Origin of the sequence: Flagellimonas sp. (assembly GCF_965601775.1) — a bacterium.
GTDB lineage: Bacteria > Bacteroidota > Bacteroidia > Flavobacteriales > Flavobacteriaceae > Flagellimonas.
This window is the reverse complement of sequence record NZ_OZ271837.1, coordinates 3,156,273-3,179,062: the sequence shown is the minus strand read 5'-3', so window position 1 is coordinate 3,179,062 and position 22,790 is coordinate 3,156,273. Positions and strand designations below refer to the sequence as shown.

Below are 22,790 nucleotides of genomic sequence, written 5' to 3'. Positions count from 1 at the left end.
CATATGTTCTCCATTGACAACTTAAAAACTAAACCCATCTTAACATATGTTTATTGGACTGCTAAAATCGGAATGGGATTAACTTTTATAATATCTGGAATAAGAAAATGTCCTGGAATAAAATTTACTATTTTAACAAATGACAACCCTGTTGGCTCATACTTTAATGCAATGTATGAAACGGGATTTTACTGGAACTTTATTGGTTACTTTCAAATAATCATAGGTGTTCTAGTTTTCTTTAATCGATTTGTAGTGCTATCTAGCATTCTTATGATACCAGTAACAATAAATATTTTTATTATTTCTGTGGGGCTTCATATGAAAGGAACACCTGTGATAACTTCAGCAATGGTTCTCGGGAACCTATATTTATTGCTTTGGCATTATAGAAATTATAAAACAATATTTATGCGACCATTATAAGAGTATTGCTCAGATAACATAAGACCCAGTGTCTACCAATGTGTATAATCCATAGTTACTCTATAATTCAGATAATATTACTCCTTTTAATTTGTACTGATTCCTTACCCGGAAATCCTTAGGGATTTCCCGCAACGGATTCATACATAAACCGTTAGCCACAAGCTATTTAAATATTAGAATATGAAAACAGTATTATTATTTATCTTAATTTTTACGATTACTATATCCTGTAGTAAAAAAGGTGTAATAGATATATCAAAGGAACGAGAAAAAATTTTAGAACTACATAATGCTCAAAGAGATTATCATTTTAATAAAGACTCAAATGCCTTTGCCAACCAGTTTTCCGATAATTTTATAGGTATAGGTAATGGAGTCATCAGCAGTTCAACAAAAGAAGAAAGAATATCACGCTATAACAAATACTTCTCAGCAGTCGAATTTGTTAAATGGGATGATGCATCAGAACCAATAATTAGGTTTTCAGACGATGGAAGTATGGCGTACACTTTAGTTGACAAAATCGTAACCCTAACTTATAAAGATCAGAAAGGGAATAAAATTCAAGAAGAAACACACTTTGCTTGGACAGCAATTTATAAAAAGTATAATGAAGAATGGAAAATTGATAGTGTTACGTCAACCCAAAAACCTGTTGATACAGAAGACTAAAGCCAGTGGCTAACAACGTGTATAATTAATTGCGGCAGGAATTTCCAAACGGAAAATCCAGCCTGATTCGCTAAATTAGTGGCTATGGCGGAAAAGTCCATTTGACGTTTTCCGCAACGAAGCCATACACGAGACCATTGTGCTTCATTATGACCAACCAGTAACCAATGATAAAATTCTTTAGAAAAATTAGACAAGATTTACTTTCAGACGGTAAAACAGGAAAGTATTTTAAATACACAATTGGAGAAATTGTCCTTGTCGTTATTGGAATTTTGATTGCTTTACAAATTAACAATTGGAATGAGGAAAGAAAGTTAAGAGATACCGAATTAACTTATATCAACAATATCAAGAGAGATTTACAACTGTCAATTACGGAAATTAACCGATTTATCAATAGACGCAATTCACTAATTAATTCAGCATATATCGTATTAGAATATTTTAATGGCAAGCCTGTAGCAGATTGGAATTCTTTTAATAAGCATATAGTAGACATCTACACATGGCAAAGTTTCTATCTAATTGACAATACCTACCAAGAATTGAAAAACTCGGGTAATTTTGCTGTTATCTCTAATGACTCAATCAAAAATGAATAACTGAATTTGGACTTACTCTATAAAAAATTAAAGACTTCCGAAAATCATTGGAGACATGACGCAGAACAAACACTATATCCGGGTAGTTATGAAAAACAAGATATAAGTTCTATGTCAAGGAATTACTTTTTTCAGCAGTCAAACGGAAAAATGGGAGCATTTGGAAATTTAAACGAAGAAACCTTTGGAGGTATATTTAGTGACCAAAAACAAAAAAATGGTTTCGCTTTTGCCATAAACAATTTTGAAATAATGAATGGAATATTTTTTGCAAATGAATAAAAAATGTGAGGAGATTATTTTACTAATTGACAATGAATTAAATAAATAACGAAAGCACAACAATGTATAACCGTAATTACGGTTATACGAGACCGTTATGAGTCAGCGACCAACTTCGACATAAATTTGAAAACATGAAAATTTCAACAATCATCTTAGCAATTGCATCGGTTCTTGCCATTTCGTGCAAAACTGACAAAGAAGAAACCTTCGGAAAATTTCAGTTTGCTACTCCTGAGCAAGTCGGCATGAATATGGATTCGCTTGCCAAAATTGAATCAATGGTTAAAGAATATATCGAGGCAAAAAAGTTCCCTGGAGCTGTCACTCTAATTGCTAAAAACGGAAAAATTATATACGAATCGGAAGTGGGTTTGGCAGATTTTGCACAGTCTGTGCCCTATCGTAAAAATCATTTGTTCAGAATGGCAAGTATGACAAAACCTGTTGTATCCGTAGCGGCGATGCAACTTATAGAAGCTGGCAAACTCAAATTGAATGATCCGGCTAGCAAATACATTCCATCTTTTGATTCAATGGAAATTATCACTGGTTTTAATCCTAAGGACACCACTTGGACTAGCGTCCCGACTAAAACACAACCTACTGTACATCAACTTCTTACTCATACTTCAGGCTTAACATATGGATTTGAGGACCATGGAGATGCTATTTTTATGAAACATAAAATACCTGCTCTTAACACGTATCACGATTGGACGCTTCAAAATAAAATGAATCGATTTGGCAATCTTCCTCTTGTTCATGAGCCTGGAAAAAAGTGGACTTACGGATTGAGTACTGATGTACTCGGGCGGGTAATTGAAGTAGCTTCAGGAATGGAATTGGATGATTATATCAGAGAAAATATTACTAAGCCCATTGGTGCTACCACATTTGATTTCTACTTTAGTGATTCCAGCGCTTCAGCAAATCTGACTCCTTTATTTGGTGCCGATTATGTAACCGATACCTTAGGCCAGTTTGAGCCTTTGAAGTTAGAAGATCATCCGCTATATATTCCAGATTACCCAATTGCAGGAGCGCAGACCTATTTTTCAGGTGGAAGCGGAATGACAGGGACTGCAAGAGATTATTTCCTGTTTTGCCAGACCATGCTGAACGATGGGATATTGGGTGAAACACGAATATTAAAACCAGAAACTGCTCAACTGATGCACCAAAACCAAATTGATACTATTTCTTATCCTTGGGGTCCTGCACGATTCGGGTTTGGTTTTGATATTGCAACAGCAGACCACCCCAATAAACCCGAAGGAACTTATTCTTGGGGTGGAGCTTTTAGCACTACTTTTTGGATTGATCCGTTGAATGAACTTATAGTCATCCAACTTCGACAGGTCGCATTTTCAGGACATAATGATGAAATTAATGCAAGACTTGAGAAGGTCGTCTATAGTGCATTTATTGAGAATTGAATAACTGCTGAAATACAGCTAACGCCCAGCTAAAATGAACCATGCTAGAGACACCCCTTATTTTCTTTTCAGTTCCAAAAACAGGAACAAAAAGTCTCTTTATCCCGAAATCTGAACTGTTAAACACCTACTTTAATTCCTCATGTAACAAGTTGTGTATCATAAATCCAAAAAAAGTGAAATCTCTTATTCTGATATTGGCAATTTCCTTATTGGTTCTGTCCTGTAATTCCATTTCTGATAAAAATCTAGAGCAAGTGAAGATTACTAGACAAATGGCCGAATTTGAAGAAATTGACGCTCTTTGGCTAATTTGGCCAACCACCGATCATAAAGAAGGTGAATCGGTAGAGAAGGTAACAATGGCTATTATTGATGCGCTTATAAGTGATTTAAAAATTGTTATAAGCTGTGCTGATGACATTGTACTTCGAAAAGCTAAATCCAAAATAGTTGAAAAACATTCAGATTCAAAAAATCTAATTTTTCGTGTCATTCCGTCAATAGAAATTTGGGCAAGGGACATGGGACCGGTATTCGTCGAAGCCAAAAATGGACGCCCTGCCATTGCGGACTTCAATTTCGATTCTTGGGGTTATGGTGATACAACGGACCTGAATTCAGTAACTGAAGAGAAGTATGACGAAAGGGTTGCTGAATTATTGAACCTTCCCCTTATATCAAGTGCAATGGTGAGCGAGGGAGGTAACCGTGAGCTTAACGGTAAAGGGACTGTAATGGTGACTGAGACCGTTGAAAAAGGTCGTAACCCGCGGATGTCCAAGGATGAAATGGAGGCGGAATATCGAAGACTACTTGGAGTCAAAAAAGTTATTTGGTTAAAAGAGGGACTTCTTGAAGATAGTCATACGTTTCTTGGCCCATTATCAACATCTGACAGCACCAAAGCATACACGGTTGTTACGACCAATGGCCATGTGGATGAATTTGCTCGATTTGTCAATGATTCCACTATTCTTTTAGCTAGTATTGACAGTGCTGAATTAAAAGATCCAATCGCCAAGGAAAACCATAGGCGTTTGGAAGAAAACTTCAAAATACTTTCGAAAAGTACCAATCAAGATGGCAATGCATTTAGAATAGTAAGAATGCCATTGCCGCAAACCATCCTCACAACAATGAATCCAGGCGATTACGTATACGATTATATCAAAACACTTGATTATGTTGATGGGAGCGAATTTCCAAAAGGAGATACCATTACCGTGGTAGCACCTGCCAGCTATCTAAATTTCATTATTACCAATAAGGTCGTCATTGGTCAGAAGTATTGGCGAGAGGGAATGCCCGATAAAATCAGACTACAGGATGAAGAAGCAATTCGGATACTTGGGCAAGTTTTCCCAACAAAAAAAGTGGTAATGTTGGATGCGTTAGCTGTAAATTTAGGAGGTGGAGGCTTGCATTGTATTAGTATGCATCAACCAAAGTTGCCATTATATTGAACAATAAATTCAATGCACAACGACGCCTATAACCTATCACCAGCCACGGCTTGTCTTAAGATTCCTATATTGGAGCTTATAAATAATTCTTAACAGTCTGCGCATCAAGGTGCCAGGTCATCGCATAGACAGTAAACAGTAATCCTTTCTAGTACGGTTAAAAGAACATTTTAAGGGAATTCTTTTTCGATTAGTTATCTAAAATCACTGTTTTTTGAAACCGTATAAATCTTTGCTACACAGTTGCACGAAAAACTTTTTATCTTTGCAAGGTGAAATTTTTGGCAATCATATTATCAATGTACTTCCTGGCGCTCAATGTAGTGCCTTGTAGCGATGCAGGCAACGTATCTGATGATTCCCAAGTTATTACAAACCTAGCTTTTGATGGGCACCCTTGGAAATCACTGTGACATTACGGAATATGAGCTATTATATGGAAAGCCCTAATTCTTCTATATTTCGCCCTCAAAAGATTTATGGATTTGCAGAATAACTAATTTTTAGTGCTTCATGAAACCTTTTATCCCTGCTTTCCAGTTTTTGCATAGGTGTTGCATCGATTTTTTTATATTTTTATACCGTGAAATTTTTAACAATCATATTGTCCTTTTACTTTTTGGCGCTCAATGTAGTGCCCTGTGGCGATTCGGGCACAGCTAAAGATGATGCCCAGGTCGTTTCGGCAATGGACTATGATGGCAATCACGACCAAGATTGTGAGCTATGTTCACCATTCTGCCAGTGTCATTGTTGCCATGTGCATACCATTGATTTTGATATAGTCGAATTTCAACCGCTTCAATTAGTGATTTCTCACGTAAACTTTGCCTATTTTAACAGCCTTGGCAAAGATTTTACCCTTTCCCTTTACCAACCACCGCAAGTTTAATTCAGTAGCGGGATAACTATATCCTGTTGTGAGCAAACACCCACTTTCCAACAAGTAGGGATATTAAATCTGTTTTCAACTGAATTAAACATTTCTTTTCTATGATTAACAAAATCATTTCTTTTTCCATAAAGAATAAATTCATCGTGGGTCTGCTTACGTTGGCCCTCATCGGAGTAGGCATCTACTCCATGTCCACGGTTAACCTGGGCTCAGTACCTGATATTACCAACAATCAGGTACAGGTAATAACTGTTTCCCAAAATCTGGGTACAGAAGACATAGAGCAGTTCGTCACTTATCCGGTCGAACTGGCTATGGGCAATCTTCCAGGTGTGGAAGAAATCAGATCCATTTCCCGATTTGGTCTATCGGTAGTCACCATCGTTTTTGAAGACGATATGGGTACCTATCTCCCACGGCAACTGGTGCAGGAAAAGCTCAACGAACTGCAGGAAACCATACCACAGAAATTTGGAAGTCCTTCCATGGGTCCGATTTCTACCGGGTTGGGGCAGATTTACGAATACACCATTCAGCCAAAGGAAGGCTATGAGACTAAGTACTCACCGACTGATTTGCGAACGATTCAGGACTGGGTGGTAAAGCGACAACTTACCCTGTTGGATGGAGTCGTTGAAGTTAATTCCTATGGTGGATACATCAAGCAATATGAGGTAGCCGTCAGTCCGGATAAGCTTAATGCACAAAACATCAGTATTTCACAGGTATTTGAGGCCCTGGCAAGAAACAATGTCAATACTGGTGGGGCTTACATTGAAAAAAACCGGATGTCTAATTTCATCCGGGGTGAAGGGTTGATTCGGTCACTGGATGACATTCGAAAGATCGTTATCAAAACCGAAAACGGTATTCCTGTTACCATAGATGATGTGGCTTCCAAAGTACAGTTTGGTCATCAAGTAAGGTATGGAGCATTTACGCAGGATGGCAAAGAAGCTGTTGGTGGAATCATTATGATGCTGAAGGGATCCAACCCCAATGCGGTGATTCAAAATGTAAAGGAGCGCATGGAAGAAGTGGAGAAATCTCTTCCTGAAGGATTGGAAATTAGCACCATCATTGATAGGAGTGCTTTGATTGCCAGAACTACCAGTACGGTTAAAACCAACCTGATCGAGGGGGCATTAATCGTCATTTTCGCATTGGTGATTTTGCTGGGAAGTTTACGTGGCGGGATCATTACAGCGACTACCATTCCGCTATCCCTACTGTTCGCTTTCATCCTGATGAAGCAGTTCAATGTGTGGGCTAACCTGATGAGTTTAGGAGCCATCGACTTTGGGATCATCATTGATGGGGCGGTGATTATTATTGAGGGGACTGTATATGAAATTCAAAAGCGGATCCGCACAGGTAAAATTAAATTTAATCAGGATGTAATGGACGAACTGGCTTATGAAGCCGGGAGTACCATGATGGGCTCTGCTTTTTTTGGTCAGATCATTATCCTCATTGTGTTTGCCCCTATTCTTTTCCTCACTGGTGTAGAGGGCAAAATGTTTCAGCCTATGGCCTACACCTTTGGATTTGCCATGATTGGAGCTATTGTTTTGTGTCTCACTTATGTCCCCATGATGTCTGCCTTGCTTATGAAGCCCATTGAAAATAAGAAAAATTGGTTTGGCCGCTTTGAGCGATGGTTGGAGAAAATCAGCGATAAAATCATTGGAGGCATTCAACGTGTCTACCTTCCATTGCTGAAAAGTGCTATGCGCTTTAAGGCTGCGGTAATTGTTATAGCCATTGTTCTGCTGGGTATTGCAGGCTTTGCTTTTTCACGAATGGGTGGAGAATTCGTACCTCAACTAGATGAAGGAGACCTAGCCATGCAGGCCTTGATCCGTCCGGGTAGTTCGTTGACTGAATCCCAGGATGTTTCGATCAAAATTGAAAATATCTTGTTGGACAACTTCCCTGAGATCAAAACGGTAACAGCCCGTATCGGAGTAGCTGATATTCCAACGGACCCTATGCCCATGGACATAGCAGACATGTACCTCATTCTGGAAAAAGACAAAGACAAATGGGTAACCGCAGAAAGCAAAGACGAACTTATTGATAAGATCAAGGATAAATTGGATCAGGAACTCGTAGGTGTCAATCTGGTATTTACCCAGCCGGTAGAGCTTCGTTTCAATGAATTGCTGGAGGGCGTGAGAGAAGATATTGCTGTCAAATTGTACGGTGAAGATTTGGAGATTCTTGCTACCAAAGTGCAGGAGATGGCTGATATCATTTCCACAGTGCAGGGTGCAGGAGACGTTAACCCTGAACGGACTTCAGGTTTACCACAAATGACCGTTCGCTACAATCGTGATAAAATAGCACAATATGGATTGGACATTCAAAAACTGAATGATTATGTGAGTGCTGCTTTTGCTGGCGGAGTTGCTGGAGTGGTATTTGAAGGCGAAAAGCGATTTGAGCTCGTCATCCGATTTGATGAGGCGCACCGTCAAAGTATCGACGATGTACGCACTTTGTACATCGACCTTCCGGATGGCATACAGGTACCAATCAAAGAAGTAGCTGACATCAGCTATGTGCCGGGACCTATGCAGATTTCGCGGGACAATACCTACCGAAGAACGTATGTGGGGGTCAATGTAAGAGGCCGGGATGTGGAGTCTGTGGTCAATGACATTCAGGCAAAACTGGACGCTCAACTGGATCTTCCTGCAGGATACTACATCACCTATGGAGGTGAATTTGAAAACCTGCAAAGGGCAAAGCAGCGTCTGCAAATAGTGGTGCCGATCGCTCTGTTTCTGATTTTCATACTGCTCTATTTTGCTCTGGGATCATTTTCCCAATCCATTATGATTTATATAGCCATCCCCATGGCAGCAATCGGTGGTGTATTTGCCCTTTGGTTACGAGATATGCCATTTAGTATCTCTGCGGGTGTGGGCTTTATCGTGTTGTTTGGCGTGGCCGTGTTGAACGGGCTAGTGTTGATCAACCGTTTTAATTCATTAAAGGAAGAAGGCGTGACCAATATCAAGGATCGCATTTTAACTGGGACAAAAGAACGAATCAGACCTATTATGCTTACAGCAACTACAGATATATTCGGCTTCTTGCCGATGGCATTTTCTGGTTCTGCCGGAGCTGAAGTACAGCGGCCCTTAGCTACTGTAGTGATAGGCGGAATGCTTACGGCTACATTGCTTACGCTTGTCGTACTGCCAGTGCTCTATACGTTCGTAGAGGGGCGAAGTGACAAAAAGAAAGAGCTTAAAACCCCTAATGCAAATCTTATTCTTGTATTGCTTATGGTGGGCGGACTTGTAGGAATGCCAACACTGGCGAATGCTCAGGTAACTAAACAGGTTAATACCCTGGAAGAAGCTATCTCCATTGGGTTGGCCAATAATGGAAATGTAAAAGTGGCCAAAACCAACATAGACGTTCAACGTCAAGGAAAGAAGGCCGCATTCAACCCAGGTAAGACAGGTATTGGAATGCAATATGGACAATACAACAGCTTTGAAAATGACCTTTCATTTAGTATTGGGCAGTCCTTTGAGTTTCCCACAGTTTATGGTAAACAGCGCAACCTGGCCAACGAACGGATAGAGGGGGGACAAAGACAGCTTGAAGTAACCGAGAATGAACTTAAATGGAATATCCGTCAAACATGGTACGAATTGGCCTATTTGCACGAAAGGCGTAAGTTGCTCGTATATCAGGACACCATTTATGGACGATTCCTCAATGCAGCAACCATACGGTACGAGACGGAAGCAACTAGCTACCTGGAGAAGGCTTCTGCCGAAACACAGGTAATGGAGGTTCAGAATCAGCTCAAGTTGTTAGAAGCCGATATAGTCATTCAGGAAAAGCAGCTTCAAATACTGTTAAACGATACGACCGGTTTAACATTTTCACCATCGGAGCTGGAGGAACGTCAGGTATTGTCTTTTCAAGACCCTGTGCTGATTGCCAATAATCCGTTCCTCCGGTTTGCGCAGCAACAGGTTGATATTGCCGGAGCGGAGAAATCTGTCACTTCTGCCAGGGTGATGCCGGAATTTTTTGTAGGGTATTTCAACCAGTCTCTGATTGGTGGTGAAACATCGGAAGGAGGTATTGCCGGGTCTTCTGACAGGTTTGGGGGCGTACAGGCAGGCATAGCCGTTCCACTGTTTTTTGGATCCTATAAGGCTGATGTAAAGGCCGCTGGCTTGCGTGAGCAAATGGCCAGGACAAATTGGGAGTATTTTCAGACAACCATTAGGGGGCAGTTTAGTAAGCAAATAGAAGAGATCAACAAGTTTCGAAACAGCCTGAATTATTACAATGAGAAAGCGATTCCTCAGGCCGATCTCATCATTGATAACGCCCAGAAGAGCTTCGAAAGTGGGAATATAGACTATGTCGAATATTTTCAAAACCTAAACCAGGCATTGAACCTCAAATTCAATTACCTCAACACACTGAATGGCTATAACCAGTCGGTAATCAATCTGGAATTCCTAATAGGTCAATAAAAAATTTAAAAGAACAAAATACTAAAAAGAATGAAAAAGCAAATCATATATATACTGGCCCTGGTACTGATGGTATCGGTATTTACAGGGTGTGGCAACAAATCGGCTGATACGGCTGAAGATTCACATGAAAACCACATAGAAGGTGAAGACGGAAATGAAGGTGAAGAAGGCGAACATGGTGAAGAAGGGATGGCCGAGGTACACCTTTCTGATATGAAGTTCCAAAGTTTGGACATTAAGGTAGACGCCCTACCTACTCGGGCACTATCAGGAGTGGTTCAGGCCAATGGCCAGTTAGAGGTACCTCCACAGCACGAGGCAACTGTCACTGCTATTTTAGGTGCCAATGTGACTTCTATTAAAGTAATTGAAGGGGACCAGGTGAATAAGGGACAGGTATTAGGTTACCTTGCTCACCCCAATCTTAGCAGCATTCAATCAAATTATGTTCGTGCATACAGTCAGTTGAAATTCCTTGAAAAGGAATATGAAAGACAGAAAAAATTGTACGAAGAAAAGGTGGGTTCAGGCAAGACCTATCAACAGACCTTAGCTGACTATCAAACCATAAAAGGAGAAGCAAAGGGCTATGAAGCACAGCTAAAACAACTTAATCTGAATGTATCGAAGATTCAAAATGGTGACATATATGAGTACGTACCTGTGGTAAGTCCCATCAAAGGTTACATTGAAAAGGTAGAAGTGCAGCTGGGTCAATTTGTTGATCCTCAAACGGTCATGTTCAGGATTGTCAATACCGATCACATTCATGCCGACCTGATGGTGTTTGAAAAGGATGTGTATAAAGTAAAGAAAGGGCAAAAAATATCTTTTACAGTAGAGTCTGTTCCCGGAACTACCTTGACAGCCAAAATCTATTCGGTAGGTAAGCAGTTTGAGCAAAATCCCAAGGCCGTGCACGTACATGCAGAGATTGATCAAAAAGAAGATTTTTTAATCCCCGGCATGTACATCAATGGGAAAATTCATACCAATACCCAGGAAGTATATGCCCTACCAGAAGACGCTATTGTAGAAGAGGAAGGCAAACCTTACATTTTTACCGCCGAAAAACACCAGGAAGACATCGAGACCGAGTGGGAACTGAAACCGGTGCAAGTAAGAACAGGAGTATCCGAAGATGGCTGGGTGGAAATAAAATTATTGGAACCGCTGCCGGAAGGTACGATGGTCGCCTATAACAATGCCTATTACCTCGTTTCCGAGATGCAGAAAAGCCAGACCTCCCATGGCCATTGAAATTAAACAGGCAAATGCCTTAAAAGGTATAACCCCCAATCGCTAGCAAATGGAAAAAATCGTCAAGAAATTGGAGAGCAAGGGCATACGGCCCACCCCAATGCGTCTGTTGACCTATAAAAAGCTACTGGAAAGCGAGGTGGCCATCAGTTTGGGAGAGTTGGAGAATTTTTTCGAGAAATCGGAAAGGAGCACACTTTTCCGGACGATGAAAACATTTGAGGAAAAAGGCGTCGTACATCAAATAGAGGATGGTACGGGAATTATGAAGTATGCACTCTGCGAGGAAGACTGTGAATGTGAGGTAGGCAACGACCTGCACCTGCATTTTCATTGCACCCGGTGCAACGAGACCGTTTGTTTGACCGACCGTAAAATTCCACAGGTAAACCTGCCCCAAGGATATATGGCGGAGGATATCAATCTGGTCGTAAAGGGAGTATGCAATAAATGCAGTGACAATTTGGAGTAGCCTTTTAGGCCAACAACATCAAAAGAATACGACAATGATAGCAATCTACAAAAAAGACCAAATCATATATACCATCGCAGATCAAGAAATGGATGCCGATGATGGGGCGACCTTGGTCAAGGCCCTGAACGAACATTTGAAAAGCTATGAACGGGCCGCTTGGTATATGGAAATGGAGCCTCCTAAAAAAGGAGTGAAGAAAAGCAGCGGTGAGAGGTTGGATTTTTCCTTTCCCGAAGAAACACGGCTTAAGAAAATAGCCTTGGTGGGCGAAAAAACTTGGCAAGAACGGTTCACCGAATCGCTATTGCCGTTTAGTGAAGCCCATATAAAATATTTCGGACCTGAAGATGGAAACATGGCCAACAACTGGCTCGAACAAACAAGCAATAGCAATACTAACTGAAACATTAATCTTTAAATCTAGAAAATTATGATGGACGATTGGTATTTCGGGGGAATGCACTGGATATGGTGGGGGTTATGGATAATCCTAATCCTTTGGATATTTTTAATTCCCTACCCCACACCGGGACAGAAAAAAAGGAAAGACCGCGCAATAGAGGCCTTGCGGGATCTTTACGCCCTCGGCGAAATCGATGAGGAGGAGTTTGAGAAACTCAAGGCGGTCCTGTTAAAGGACAAAAAATAACAGCGTTTTGCTTTTGACCGGAAGACTATAACACAGTTATCAATGCAAAGAAGAAAAATAGGGATATGGTTTTTGGCAGGTTTTGCCTTTGGGGTCTTTATACTGCAACCCTTGGGGCTATCCCTTTTTCTTTTTGACCGGTTGGGCGATTCCGGTCACTGGCCAAGCTATTTTGGCGAGGCCTTCAAAACCGTATGGGGTCTTACCGATTTTGACCAAATCCTAAAGAACTTATTGTTCGGGATAATGGGAAGCAGCCTTGCCCTGATGTTCTTTTTCAGAAAAAGGCTTTTTCGACTGGACAGTAAACGGATGGAAGGGCATACCGTTCACGAACTGATAAACAAGGGAGAGAGCAGCCAGATGGAATTCAAGTCAAGCTTGCGATGGAACGTACGCCAAGGCAAGGTAAACAAACAACTTGAATTTATAATTGCAGAGAACATAGCTGGGTTTATGAATACCGAGGGTGGTAGGTTGCTCATAGGTGTTCATGATAACGGCAACATCCTTGGTCTAAATCGGGATTTCGAAACCTTGAAAAAACCTGATAGAGATGGTTTTGAGCAATACCTGATGCAGTTGATCTCCCAAAAATTGGGTACCCATTTATGTACACATCTAAAAGTGTCTTTTTGTAAATATGGCGAAAATGACGTATGCCAGATAGAAATAAACCCGGCTAAAATGCCCGTCTATGTGAACCAGGCCGGAAGGTCACGGTTTTATATTAGAATAGGCAATGCCACGCGCGAACTCGATTTGCCCCAAGCCCTGGCGTATATAGATAAGGAAAAGGCACAGTACAACTAAAAACGGGAGGTTATTGGGCCATGCAGGAAGGATTATTTGCACTTCCGTTGCACGATTGTTTTAATTAGTTTGATTAAAAATATACAAATATGGTACAGATAATAAACATAGAGCAGGAACATCTTATTGCCGCTAAAATCAGCGGAAAACTTACAGAAAAGGATATGGAAAAGATGCATCCGCTCATCCACACATCATAGAAAAAGGCCATAAAGTGGATTTCTATTTTGAAATGGAAGATTTTAAAGGCTATACTCTTAAAGGCTTTTGGGAAGACCTAAAGATTGATTCGGCACACTTGGGAGATTACGGCAAGATGGCCTTTGTGGGCAACAAGAAATGGCAGGAATGGGCCGCGAAGGCAACTGATTTTTTCACCAACTCAGAAGTTAAGTTTTTTGATATTTCCGAGAAACAACAGGCCCAAAAGTGGATTAAATCTTAATTAACGATAACAAAACCATTAATAATATGAATGACAAGGAAAAACACGGCAAAGACGATGGTCAAAGCCACGACCACGGCGGCATCTTCGGCAAAAACACCGAACTCTATTTTGCAATTTTGAGTGGGGTTACACTAATCACGGGTTTCTTGTTGGAAAAATTCACAGGGGTTTCAGATAACATCCCTTTTGGACTCTATATAGCAGCCTATTTTTTTGGAGGTTATTTTACCCTGAAGGAGGCCATTACCAAAGTGTCCAAAGGCGAATTTGAAATCGATTTCCTGATGCTGGTCGCGGCTGCGGGGGCAGCCTATCTGGGCGAATGGGCAGAAGGTGCCTTGTTACTGTTCCTTTTTAGTCTGGGTCACGCACTGGAAAACTATGCAATGGGCAAGGCAAAAAAGTCCATCGCAGCATTGACTGACCTCGCGCCTAAAACCGCACTGTTAAAAAAGGATGGCGATACCGTTGAAGTCGGAATTGAAGAGTTACAGATAGGTGATACTATCGTGGTACGCCCCAACAGCAAAATTTCTGCCGATGGTGTAATTGTAAAAGGCAATAGTAGTATAGACCAGTCACCCATTACGGGGGAAAGTGTTCCGGTGGACAAAACACCGATAGAAAATCCCGATAAGGAATATACATCAAAAAGCGATATTCCCGACGAGAATCGTGTATTTTCAGGAACTATCAATGGCAACAATACCCTCGAAATAAAGGTTATCAAAGAGGCAAAAGATTCTACCCTCAACCGCTTGGTTACGATGGTTCAAGAGGCTCAAGACCAAAAATCACCTACACAATTATTGACCGACAAGTTTGAGCGGTACTACGTGCCCTCAGTAATCTTATTGGTCATAGTATTAAATTTTGCTTTTCTGGTCATAGATGAAGTGTGGAGCGAAAGTCTCTATCGTTCCTTGGCGGTACTCGTGGCTGCAAGTCCTTGTGCGCTCGCAATTTCTACGCCTTCGGCTGTATTGAGTGGTGTGGCAAGAGCAGCACGTGGCGGGGTTTTGATAAAGGGTGGCCGCCCGTTGGAAGACTTAGGGGTGCTTACCGCACTGGCCTTTGACAAAACGGGAACACTTACCGAAGGAAAACCAAAGCTTACCGACGTCGAAAGTTTTGACAGTATAGATAAAAAGGAACTGTTGGAAATCGCGATTGCGGTAGAGGAACTAAGCGACCACCCCCTGGCAAAGGCAGTTGTACGGGATGGGATGGAACGGCTCGGGAAAGACACAAAGATTCCAGATGCCGATGATTTGGAGGCCGTACAGGGCAAGGGCATAAAGGCAAACTATCAAGGGAATTCCATTTACATAGGCAATTTGGAGCTCTTCGAGGATATTGATAAGGGCGTTCCCAGCGAAGTATCAGAAAAGGTAAGAGCACTTGAAGGGGAAGGAAAGACCACGATGCTAATAAAAAGGGGCGATGAATTTATAGGGATGCTCGGGCTAATGGATACACCACGACAAAAAGCCAAGGAAACACTTGCCCAACTGAAGAAAATCGGCATCAAGAAGATGATAATGCTTACTGGCGACAACCAGAAAGTAGCAGATGCCGTGGCTGAGGAAATCGGGTTGACCGAAGCACGTGGAAGTCTCCTTCCGGAGGAAAAAGTGGAAGCCATCAAAAAACTTGCGGAACAGGAAAATAAACTGGCAATGGTGGGCGATGGGGTCAATGATGCCCCTGCAATGGCGAACAGTACCGTTGGTATTGCAATGGGTGCAGCGGGCAGCGACGTGGCCTTAGAGACCGCAGATATCGCCCTGATGGCAGACAAACTGGAAACCCTACCCTTTGCCATCGGTTTGAGCAGAAAGGCAAAGTCAGTTATCAGGCAGAACCTATGGGTAAGCCTTGGGGTGGTTGCACTGCTTATCCCGGCGACAATTATGAGCTGGGCAAGTATCGGTATCGCAGTGGCCATTCACGAGGGTTCTACGTTGGTAGTTGTGGTCAACGCGCTACGACTTTTGGGGTACAAAAAATAAGTGCACGGGTCAAATGTGCGCGTGAATGAGGGTATTATGGGCAGAAGACTGAACAGTACAGAAAGAATTCTGATAAAAAGGGAAATCAGGCCTACGCCCGTTCGTTTATCAATTTACAGGCACTTGAGACGAAGAAAAGGCGCGGCAAGTTTCGGTGAAATAATGGAAAAATTTGCCAAAATAAATAAAAAAAAACAACACGGCCAACAGGACCACCTTCTTTCGAACGCTAAAGTTGTTCGAGGAAAAAGGTCTTGTGCATCAAATAGATGATGGGACGGGAATTTTAAAATATGCCATTACGAAAAAGTTAGAGTTGAAAGAGGCCGAACTTGATTTGCATATGCATTTCCATTGTACTCATTGCGGTAAGACCTTTTGCCTGCCCAATGAGATGAAACAGGAGCGGCTGCCCATTAATTACAAAATAAATGAGGTAAATACCGTCCTCAAAGGGACCTGTAAGAATTGTTTGAAAAATGAATAAAAGCACTTTTAAGGTAAGTCAAATGGATTGCCCTTCAGAAGAACAGATGATAAGGATGAAACTGGAGTCAAACCCTCAAGTCAAATATCTGGACTTTGACATTCCAAATAGAAGGTTGGACGTGTACCATCAGGGGACTGCCCAAGAAGTAAACAGAGCGTTGGGCGATTTGAACCTGGGTGAAAAATTCGTGGGAACGGAAAAGGCCGAAATGCCCATTGCCGAAGACGAGACCAAACAAAAGAAAATACTCTGGTGGGTTTTGTACATCAATTTTGGCTTTTTCGTTATCGAAATGACCACGGGTTGGATTTCAGGTTCTATGGGTCTAATTGCCGATTCGTTGGATATGTTGGCAGATTCCATCGTATACGCATTGAGCCTCTTTGCTGTAGGAGGTGCTATTGCGCGAAAGAAGAAAGTGGCAAAATTTAGCGGTTACTTTCAAATGGCGTTGGCCCTGCTGGGATTTTCGGAAGTTGTGAGAAGGTTTTTAAGCAGTAGCGAAACCCCTTCGTTCCAATGGATGATCATCGTTTCCATTTTCGCCCTTATCGGCAATCTCGTTTCCCTATGGCTCATAAACAAGGCCAAAAGCAAGGAAGCGCATATGCAGGCCAGTGCCATCTTTACGTCAAACGATATTATTGTGAACGGCGGAGTAATCCTGGCAGGGGTGCTGGTTTATTTTTTAGACAGTAAATGGCCTGATTTGGTCATAGGCGGTGTTGTGTTTGCCTTTGTGCTGCGTGGGGCTATAAGGATTTTAAAATTATCAAAATAATATGAAAAAGAAAAAAGTAAACTTACGCGATTTAGATACTAATAAACACCAGGGCGAGCACAGCCACGATGATGGACATAATCACAGTAGCCCGAAAGAAATATCCAATTTCGAAACCTATTTGCCAGCAATTTTCAGTTTTGTAATGTTAATGATAGGTATTGCCATTGATTATTTTGATGCCTTTCCCTTTTTTAAGGGATGGGTCAGAATCGTTTGGTACACGGTAGCCTACATTCCCGTTGGGTTTCCCGTTATCAGGGAAGGTTGGAATAGCATCTTAAAAGGCAACTTCTTTACGGAATTTTTCTTGATGTCCATCGCAACTTTAGGGGCGTTTGCCATAGGCGAGTATCCGGAAGGTGTGGCCGTGATGTTGTTCTATGCCGTAGGCGAACTGTTCCAGAACGCTGCGGTCAATCGGGCAAAAGGAAATATCAAGGCTTTGCTGGATGCACGACCTGACGAAGCTTTGGTATTTCGTGATGGGGATTTTGTTTCCGTCAATCCCGAAACGGTCGAAATTGGAGAAAAGATACAGGTGCGTGTGGGCGAAAAAATTCCCTTGGATGGCATTCTTTTATCTGAAAAAGCGTCGTTGAATACTGCTGCTATTACAGGCGAAAGCAAACCCGATACCATTGCAAAGGATGAAAAGGTCTTTGCCGGTAGCATCAACCTCGATGGGGTCATCGAAGTAGAAACGACCAAGGAATTCAAGGATAGTTCCATAGCACGAATTTTGGATATGGTACAGAACGCCACCGCACGTAAATCGAAAACGGAATTGTTTATCCGAAAGTTCGCAAGGATTTATACGCCCATCGTTGTTTTCCTTGCTATTGGCCTGACTTTCTTACCCTACTTTTTTGTGGACGATTATGTGTTTAGGGATTGGTTGTACAGGGCTTTGATATTCCTAGTGATTTCCTGTCCTTGTGCATTGGTTATTTCTATTCCATTGGGGTATTTCGGTGGTCTTGGTGCAGCATCGCGAAACGGGATTCTGTTCAAGGGTGCATCCTTTTTGGATGCAATGACCAAAGTGAACACGGTCGTAATGGACAAAACGGGAACAGTAACCAAAGGAGTGTTTAAGATTAAGGAAGTAGTCAATAAATCCGCTTTCGAGGAAGCGGAATTTATGCAATACCTAATGGCGATGGAAGAACAATCCACCCATCCGATTGCAAAGGCAATTTTGGAGTACAAGGCGGATGGTGCGGATTTTGAAGCGGCCGAAGTTTCCGAAGTCGCCGGAAAGGGACTAAAAGGAACGGTCAACGGAAAAACCGTATTGGTCGGAAACAAAGCATTGATGACCTCAAACCAAATAGAAGTACCTACTGAAACCGATAGCATTGTAGAATCGACAGTAATGGTTGCTATTGATGGGAAATTCGCTGGATATGTGACCATTGCCGATGAGCTTAAGGAAGACGCGCACCAAGCTATCAAACAAATAAGGGAAGCTGGTATTTCAAAAATCATAATGCTTTCGGGCGATAAAGATTCCATTACACAACAGGTTTCCAAAGAATTAAATATTGATTGGGCAAAAGGTGGCCTACTACCCGAAGATAAACTGAACGAGGTCGAAGAACTCAAGAAACAACCTGATACAACGGTTGCCTTTATGGGCGACGGCATCAACGATGCACCAGTACTGGCGGCAAGTGATGTAGGAATCGCAATGGGCGGTTTGGGCAGTGATGTGGCCATTGAAACGGCAGACGTAATTATCCAGACCGACCAACCCAGCAAAATAGCAAGAGCGGTTAAAATAGGTCGTTCTACCCGAGGCATCGTTTGGCAGAATATCGGATTGGCCTTTGGTGTAAAAATTATCGTGCTTATTCTTGGTGCAGGTGGACTTGCCACAATGTGGGAGGCCGTTTTTGCGGATGTCGGCGTGGCGTTATTGGCGATTTTTAATGCAGTACGGTTACAGCGGATGAAATGGACATAAACGCATAGTAGGCATCCTCGGAGCATTCAAATCTCGATTATTGAGTAAAAATCGAAATAGATATATTCAATCAAGCCAACCGGCAATATCCCACAGTAAGGGATTTGCATGATCCGATCAACAAACCTTTTAAGAATTACCTACCCCTTTACTGGAAGATTAATGTAGATATATTTAGGCTAATCTAAAAATATATTTATTTTAGCATAAATATTATTATAGCAATGTCTAAAATCATTCATTTCTTTATTGGCCTGTTCTTAATCGCTCTACTTGGCTGTGAAAATTTTGGGCCCGAAGAACCTATGGAATTTGAGCTGTTGGACGGGCCATTGGACGGCTTGTCCGTAAGCGAGCAACAACTGTTTTTAGCTGGGGATATTGCCTTTAATGATGATGTTTTTACCGTTGAAAAGGGCCTTGGCCCCTTGTTTGTCGGCACCAGCTGTGCAAGTTGCCATTCAGGGGACGGAAAAGGGCACCCCTTTAATCAACTCATTAGGTTCGGTGACAATGATTTGACCATACCCTCGATGTTGTCCTTTGGTGATGGCAGGAACCAAATTCAAAATAAAGCAATACCTGGTTTTGAACCTGAGAGCGTGCCGGACGGTTACCCATTTTCCATTTTGGTCGCTCCGGCGGTGACGGGATTGGGTTTGTTGGATGCTGTCCCTGATGCGGATATTTTGGCTCTTGCGGACCCATTTGATGAAGACCAGGACGGTATTAGCGGAAGAGCGCACTACAATCTGCCTCCTGAATTCTCAGAGATTCGTGAAAATAGTGTTCCCCAGGGCAACAATTACATCTTCAGATTTGGCAAAAAGGCGGGTAGTTATGACTTGTTGCAACAAACCGTTGGTGCATATAACCAGGACATAGGGATTACATCCCTTTATGACCCCATTGACCCGTTCAGTGGACTTGAAGAGGATCCTGAGATTAGTACCCAAACCTTGAATGATGTCGTTTTTTACCTTAAAACCTTGAAAGCGCCTATTCCCAGAAATCAGACAGACCCTGATGTCATTGCCGGAAAAGAACTCTTTGAATCCGTACAATGTACAGCCTGTCACACTCCCACTTTGACCACAGGGTTTTCCCAGATTGAATCCTTATCCTTTAAGGAATTTCATCCCTACACGGATTTATTGTTACATAATATGGGGCCCGTACTGGATGATGGATTCACTGAAGGCAATGTCGAGACTTCTGAATGGAGAACCCCACCGCTGTGGGGAATCGGTTTATCGGCCAATTCCCAAGGCGGGCAAATGTTCCTGTTACATGATGGAAGGGCTTCGAGCATTGAAGAGGCAATTGAATTGCACGGCGGTGAGGCCGATAATTCAAAAGCCCGGTACTTGTCTCTGACTCCCAAAGAAAAATCACAACTGATAAAATTCATTAATTCCCTATAGGTGCATAGAAAAGATTTTATTAAAAAATTTGGGTGTCTGATAACGGTCCTGCCGGCTTCCTCCGCTTTAATCAGTAGTTGTGCAGGCCTGTATTATGCGTCCTTCGTAGAAGAAGGGGAGATGCTACGAGTTTCAAAGGGTGAGTTTCAACAGATGAAAGGGGGAAAGCAGATTGAACGGGATTTCGTGGTCATCCAGAGCGATTCCATGGGATATCCGATCGGAATATTCAAAACACCAAACAATGGTTATCTGGCCAGTTTGATGCAATGTACCCACAGGGGCTGTGAACTCAACATTGGCGGTGGCATATTTAATTGCCCATGTCATGGCAGTGAGTTTGACAGTTCGGGCAGAGTTTTGGAAGGGCCGGCCGAAGAAAATCTCAAATCATTTGAAATAACCGTCGATAATGAAAATATCTATGTGCATGTCCCGTAAAATATATGCGGCCCTTGTTTTAATGAACATCTACGTTTTAACCCTTAGCTCGCAAACTATCGATAGGGACAGTATTCGGGAATCGATGAATATGGATGCGGTTTATGACCGTCCGTTTTTGACTTTCGATAAGTTTCCTGTCAATCTGGGTGGTTATCTAGAGGCGAACTCAATTTACAGTGTTCAGGACGGATTGTCAGAGGGGCTTTCTTTTCAGGCCCGAAGATTGACCCTTTTCGTTTCGGCATCTATTTCTAAACGCATTAAGTTTTTGACCGAATTGGAATTTGAAAATGGGACAGAGGAAATTGCCATTGAATTCGCCTCCATGGACATTGCTTTGCACCCCTTGTTGAACCTTAGGGGAGGCATCGTACTGAATCCAATAGGATCCTTTAACCAAAACCATGACGGACCAAAATGGGAGTTCGTCGAGCGGCCAGATGTCAGCACCAATTTGTTGCCCGCCACTTTCTCCAATGCCGGATTTGGTATATATGGAAAGGCATATAAGGGAGCCTGGACCTTGGGCTATGAAGCATATCTCACCAATGGCTTTGATACAAGCATTATAGATAACGAGGAAGAAAGAACATTTTTGGCTTCGGTGAAGGAGAATTCCTCGCGATTCGAGGAGAATTTTAGCGGCAATGCCCTCCTCAATGGAAAGTTCGCCATTAAGCATAGAAAATTAGGGGAATTGGGCATTTCCTATATGGGCGGGACCTACAATAGGGAAGAAGTTGACGGCCTTCAGGTTGATACCAAATCAAGGAGGGTAGATGTTCTTGCCCTGGATTTAAATACAGCCATTAAAAAAACGGGGACAAGGTTTATCGGTGAGATGGCCTACATATGGGTCGATGTTCCGGACACTTTTACGCAGCAGTTTGGTAATCGGCAAGTTGGTTTTTTTGTGGATATTGTTCAACCGGTACTAAGGACCGAAGTATTGGACTGGGAAGATGCCGTACTCAACCTGTCGCTCAGAACGGATTATGTGGACTACAACATTGGCAGGTTTGCCCAAACCAATACGAATATTGGGGATGATTTATTCGCAATTACACCTGCAATAAGCTTTAGACCGACGCCACAGACCGTTCTAAGGATTAACTACAGATACCAGTGGCAACATGATATTCTCAACAATCCAGCCTCAAGAACCGCTACATGGTATTTTGGATTCAGCACCTATTTTTAATAAAATATTCTACAAAGCTGCTTTGATTTCATACCGGGTAGAATGTACTTAAGTAAGGTGTGATTTTAAAAGAGCATCGATGGATAATATAATTTAAGTATTTGCTTAAATAATTATATTAATATATCTTTGTCAAAAACAGTACTATGGCACTTGAATTAAGTTGTACACGCGCCGAGGCCGACCAAAAGCAGCTAATGCGTTGTCGCGAAACCTTGGGAACAAACTCAGAGGCGATTGTCGAAATCAGCAAAGTGCTAGCCCTGGCCGGTAACGAAACGCGATTAAGGATACTATTCCTGTTGAACGAGGAAGGTGAGCTTTGTCCCTGCGATTTTGCCGATATACTTGAAATGAGTGTTCCTGCGATTTCGCAGCATATCCGTAAAATGAAGGATGTGGGATTGATTGCTCCGAGACGTGAGGGGCAGACCCTGTATTATTCATTGGTCCGGAATCATAACGAAGTATTGGACAATGTATTTACCAAAATTCAGAAAAATAAAAAGGTAGCATAAA

Annotated in this window: 23 protein-coding genes; all 23 read left to right on the top strand. The window is 42.0% G+C overall.

The window, feature by feature from the left end:
* Positions 1–3: 3 nt before the first annotated feature.
* A complete protein-coding gene (locus ACSLUF_RS14720; RefSeq protein ID WP_431128176.1) occupies positions 4–426 on the top strand; it encodes a hypothetical protein in 423 nt (140 codons plus the stop codon).
* A 183-nt stretch (positions 427–609) separates the two neighbouring features.
* Entirely contained in the window at positions 610–1,101 is a 492-nt protein-coding gene (locus tag ACSLUF_RS14715) for a nuclear transport factor 2 family protein (RefSeq protein ID WP_106143218.1), read from the top strand.
* 167 nt (positions 1,102–1,268) lie between these two features.
* The gene (locus ACSLUF_RS14710; protein WP_431128180.1) at positions 1,269–1,706 is read left to right on the top strand and encodes a DUF6090 family protein; all 438 of its coding nucleotides are present in this window, start codon (positions 1,269–1,271) and stop codon (positions 1,704–1,706) included.
* A gap of 6 nt (positions 1,707–1,712) precedes the next feature.
* On the top strand, positions 1,713–1,988 hold the full coding sequence (locus ACSLUF_RS14705; RefSeq protein WP_431128183.1) for a hypothetical protein: 276 nt from the start codon (positions 1,713–1,715) through the stop codon (positions 1,986–1,988).
* Positions 1,989–2,122: 134 nt separating this feature from the next.
* Entirely contained in the window at positions 2,123–3,427 is a 1,305-nt protein-coding gene (locus ACSLUF_RS14700) for a serine hydrolase domain-containing protein (RefSeq protein WP_431128186.1), read from the top strand.
* Between the two features lie 176 nt (positions 3,428–3,603).
* A complete protein-coding gene (locus ACSLUF_RS14695; protein ID WP_431174258.1) occupies positions 3,604–4,893 on the top strand; it encodes an agmatine deiminase family protein in 1,290 nt (429 codons plus the stop codon).
* Between the two features lie 299 nt (positions 4,894–5,192).
* Positions 5,193–5,306: a DUF6660 family protein gene (locus ACSLUF_RS14690; protein WP_435623458.1), complete on the top strand. Its 114-nt coding sequence runs from the start codon at positions 5,193–5,195 to the stop codon at positions 5,304–5,306.
* Positions 5,307–5,476: 170 nt separating this feature from the next.
* Positions 5,477–5,785, top strand: a complete 309-nt coding sequence (locus ACSLUF_RS14685; protein WP_431128193.1) for a DUF6660 family protein — start codon at positions 5,477–5,479, stop codon at positions 5,783–5,785.
* 101 nt (positions 5,786–5,886) lie between these two features.
* Positions 5,887–10,302, top strand: coding sequence for a CusA/CzcA family heavy metal efflux RND transporter (locus tag ACSLUF_RS14680; RefSeq protein WP_431128196.1), 4,416 nt, complete (start codon positions 5,887–5,889; stop codon positions 10,300–10,302).
* A 30-nt stretch (positions 10,303–10,332) separates the two neighbouring features.
* On the top strand, positions 10,333–11,565 hold the full coding sequence (locus tag ACSLUF_RS14675) for an efflux RND transporter periplasmic adaptor subunit (RefSeq protein ID WP_431128199.1): 1,233 nt from the start codon (positions 10,333–10,335) through the stop codon (positions 11,563–11,565).
* 49 nt (positions 11,566–11,614) lie between these two features.
* Positions 11,615–12,037 carry a Fur family transcriptional regulator gene (locus ACSLUF_RS14670; RefSeq protein WP_431128202.1) on the top strand — a complete coding sequence of 141 codons (423 nt, stop codon included), beginning with the start codon at positions 11,615–11,617 and terminating at the stop codon, positions 12,035–12,037.
* Positions 12,038–12,071: 34 nt separating this feature from the next.
* Entirely contained in the window at positions 12,072–12,443 is a 372-nt protein-coding gene (locus tag ACSLUF_RS14665) for an STAS/SEC14 domain-containing protein (protein WP_431128205.1), read from the top strand.
* Between the two features lie 27 nt (positions 12,444–12,470).
* Positions 12,471–12,689, top strand: coding sequence for an SHOCT domain-containing protein (locus ACSLUF_RS14660; protein WP_431128208.1), 219 nt, complete (start codon positions 12,471–12,473; stop codon positions 12,687–12,689).
* A gap of 42 nt (positions 12,690–12,731) precedes the next feature.
* A complete protein-coding gene (locus ACSLUF_RS14655) occupies positions 12,732–13,502 on the top strand; it encodes an AlbA family DNA-binding domain-containing protein (RefSeq protein ID WP_431128211.1) in 771 nt (256 codons plus the stop codon).
* Positions 13,503–13,716: 214 nt separating this feature from the next.
* Positions 13,717–13,947 (top strand): STAS/SEC14 domain-containing protein, encoded by a 231-nt coding sequence (locus ACSLUF_RS14650; RefSeq protein WP_431128214.1) that lies wholly within the window; start codon positions 13,717–13,719, stop codon positions 13,945–13,947.
* Positions 13,948–13,973: 26 nt separating this feature from the next.
* Positions 13,974–15,962 carry a heavy metal translocating P-type ATPase gene (locus ACSLUF_RS14645; RefSeq protein ID WP_431128216.1) on the top strand — a complete coding sequence of 663 codons (1,989 nt, stop codon included), beginning with the start codon at positions 13,974–13,976 and terminating at the stop codon, positions 15,960–15,962.
* A gap of 235 nt (positions 15,963–16,197) precedes the next feature.
* Positions 16,198–16,449 (top strand): hypothetical protein, encoded by a 252-nt coding sequence (locus ACSLUF_RS14640; RefSeq protein WP_431128219.1) that lies wholly within the window; start codon positions 16,198–16,200, stop codon positions 16,447–16,449.
* Positions 16,442–17,233, top strand: a complete 792-nt coding sequence (locus tag ACSLUF_RS14635; protein ID WP_431128222.1) for a cation transporter — start codon at positions 16,442–16,444, stop codon at positions 17,231–17,233. Before ACSLUF_RS14640 ends, ACSLUF_RS14635 begins: the two co-directional genes overlap by 8 nt.
* 1 nt (position 17,234) lies before the next feature.
* Entirely contained in the window at positions 17,235–19,202 is a 1,968-nt protein-coding gene (locus ACSLUF_RS14630; RefSeq protein WP_431128225.1) for a heavy metal translocating P-type ATPase, read from the top strand.
* A 224-nt stretch (positions 19,203–19,426) separates the two neighbouring features.
* A complete protein-coding gene (locus tag ACSLUF_RS14625; protein WP_431128228.1) occupies positions 19,427–20,626 on the top strand; it encodes a di-heme oxidoredictase family protein in 1,200 nt (399 codons plus the stop codon).
* Positions 20,627–21,067 carry a ubiquinol-cytochrome c reductase iron-sulfur subunit gene (locus ACSLUF_RS14620; RefSeq protein WP_431128231.1) on the top strand — a complete coding sequence of 147 codons (441 nt, stop codon included), beginning with the start codon at positions 20,627–20,629 and terminating at the stop codon, positions 21,065–21,067.
* On the top strand, positions 21,057–22,271 hold the full coding sequence (locus ACSLUF_RS14615; RefSeq protein ID WP_431128234.1) for a hypothetical protein: 1,215 nt from the start codon (positions 21,057–21,059) through the stop codon (positions 22,269–22,271). Before ACSLUF_RS14620 ends, ACSLUF_RS14615 begins: the two co-directional genes overlap by 11 nt.
* A 146-nt stretch (positions 22,272–22,417) precedes the next feature.
* Positions 22,418–22,789 (top strand): ArsR/SmtB family transcription factor, encoded by a 372-nt coding sequence (locus tag ACSLUF_RS14610; RefSeq protein ID WP_431128237.1) that lies wholly within the window; start codon positions 22,418–22,420, stop codon positions 22,787–22,789.
* The last annotated feature ends 1 nt before the right edge of the window (position 22,790 follow it).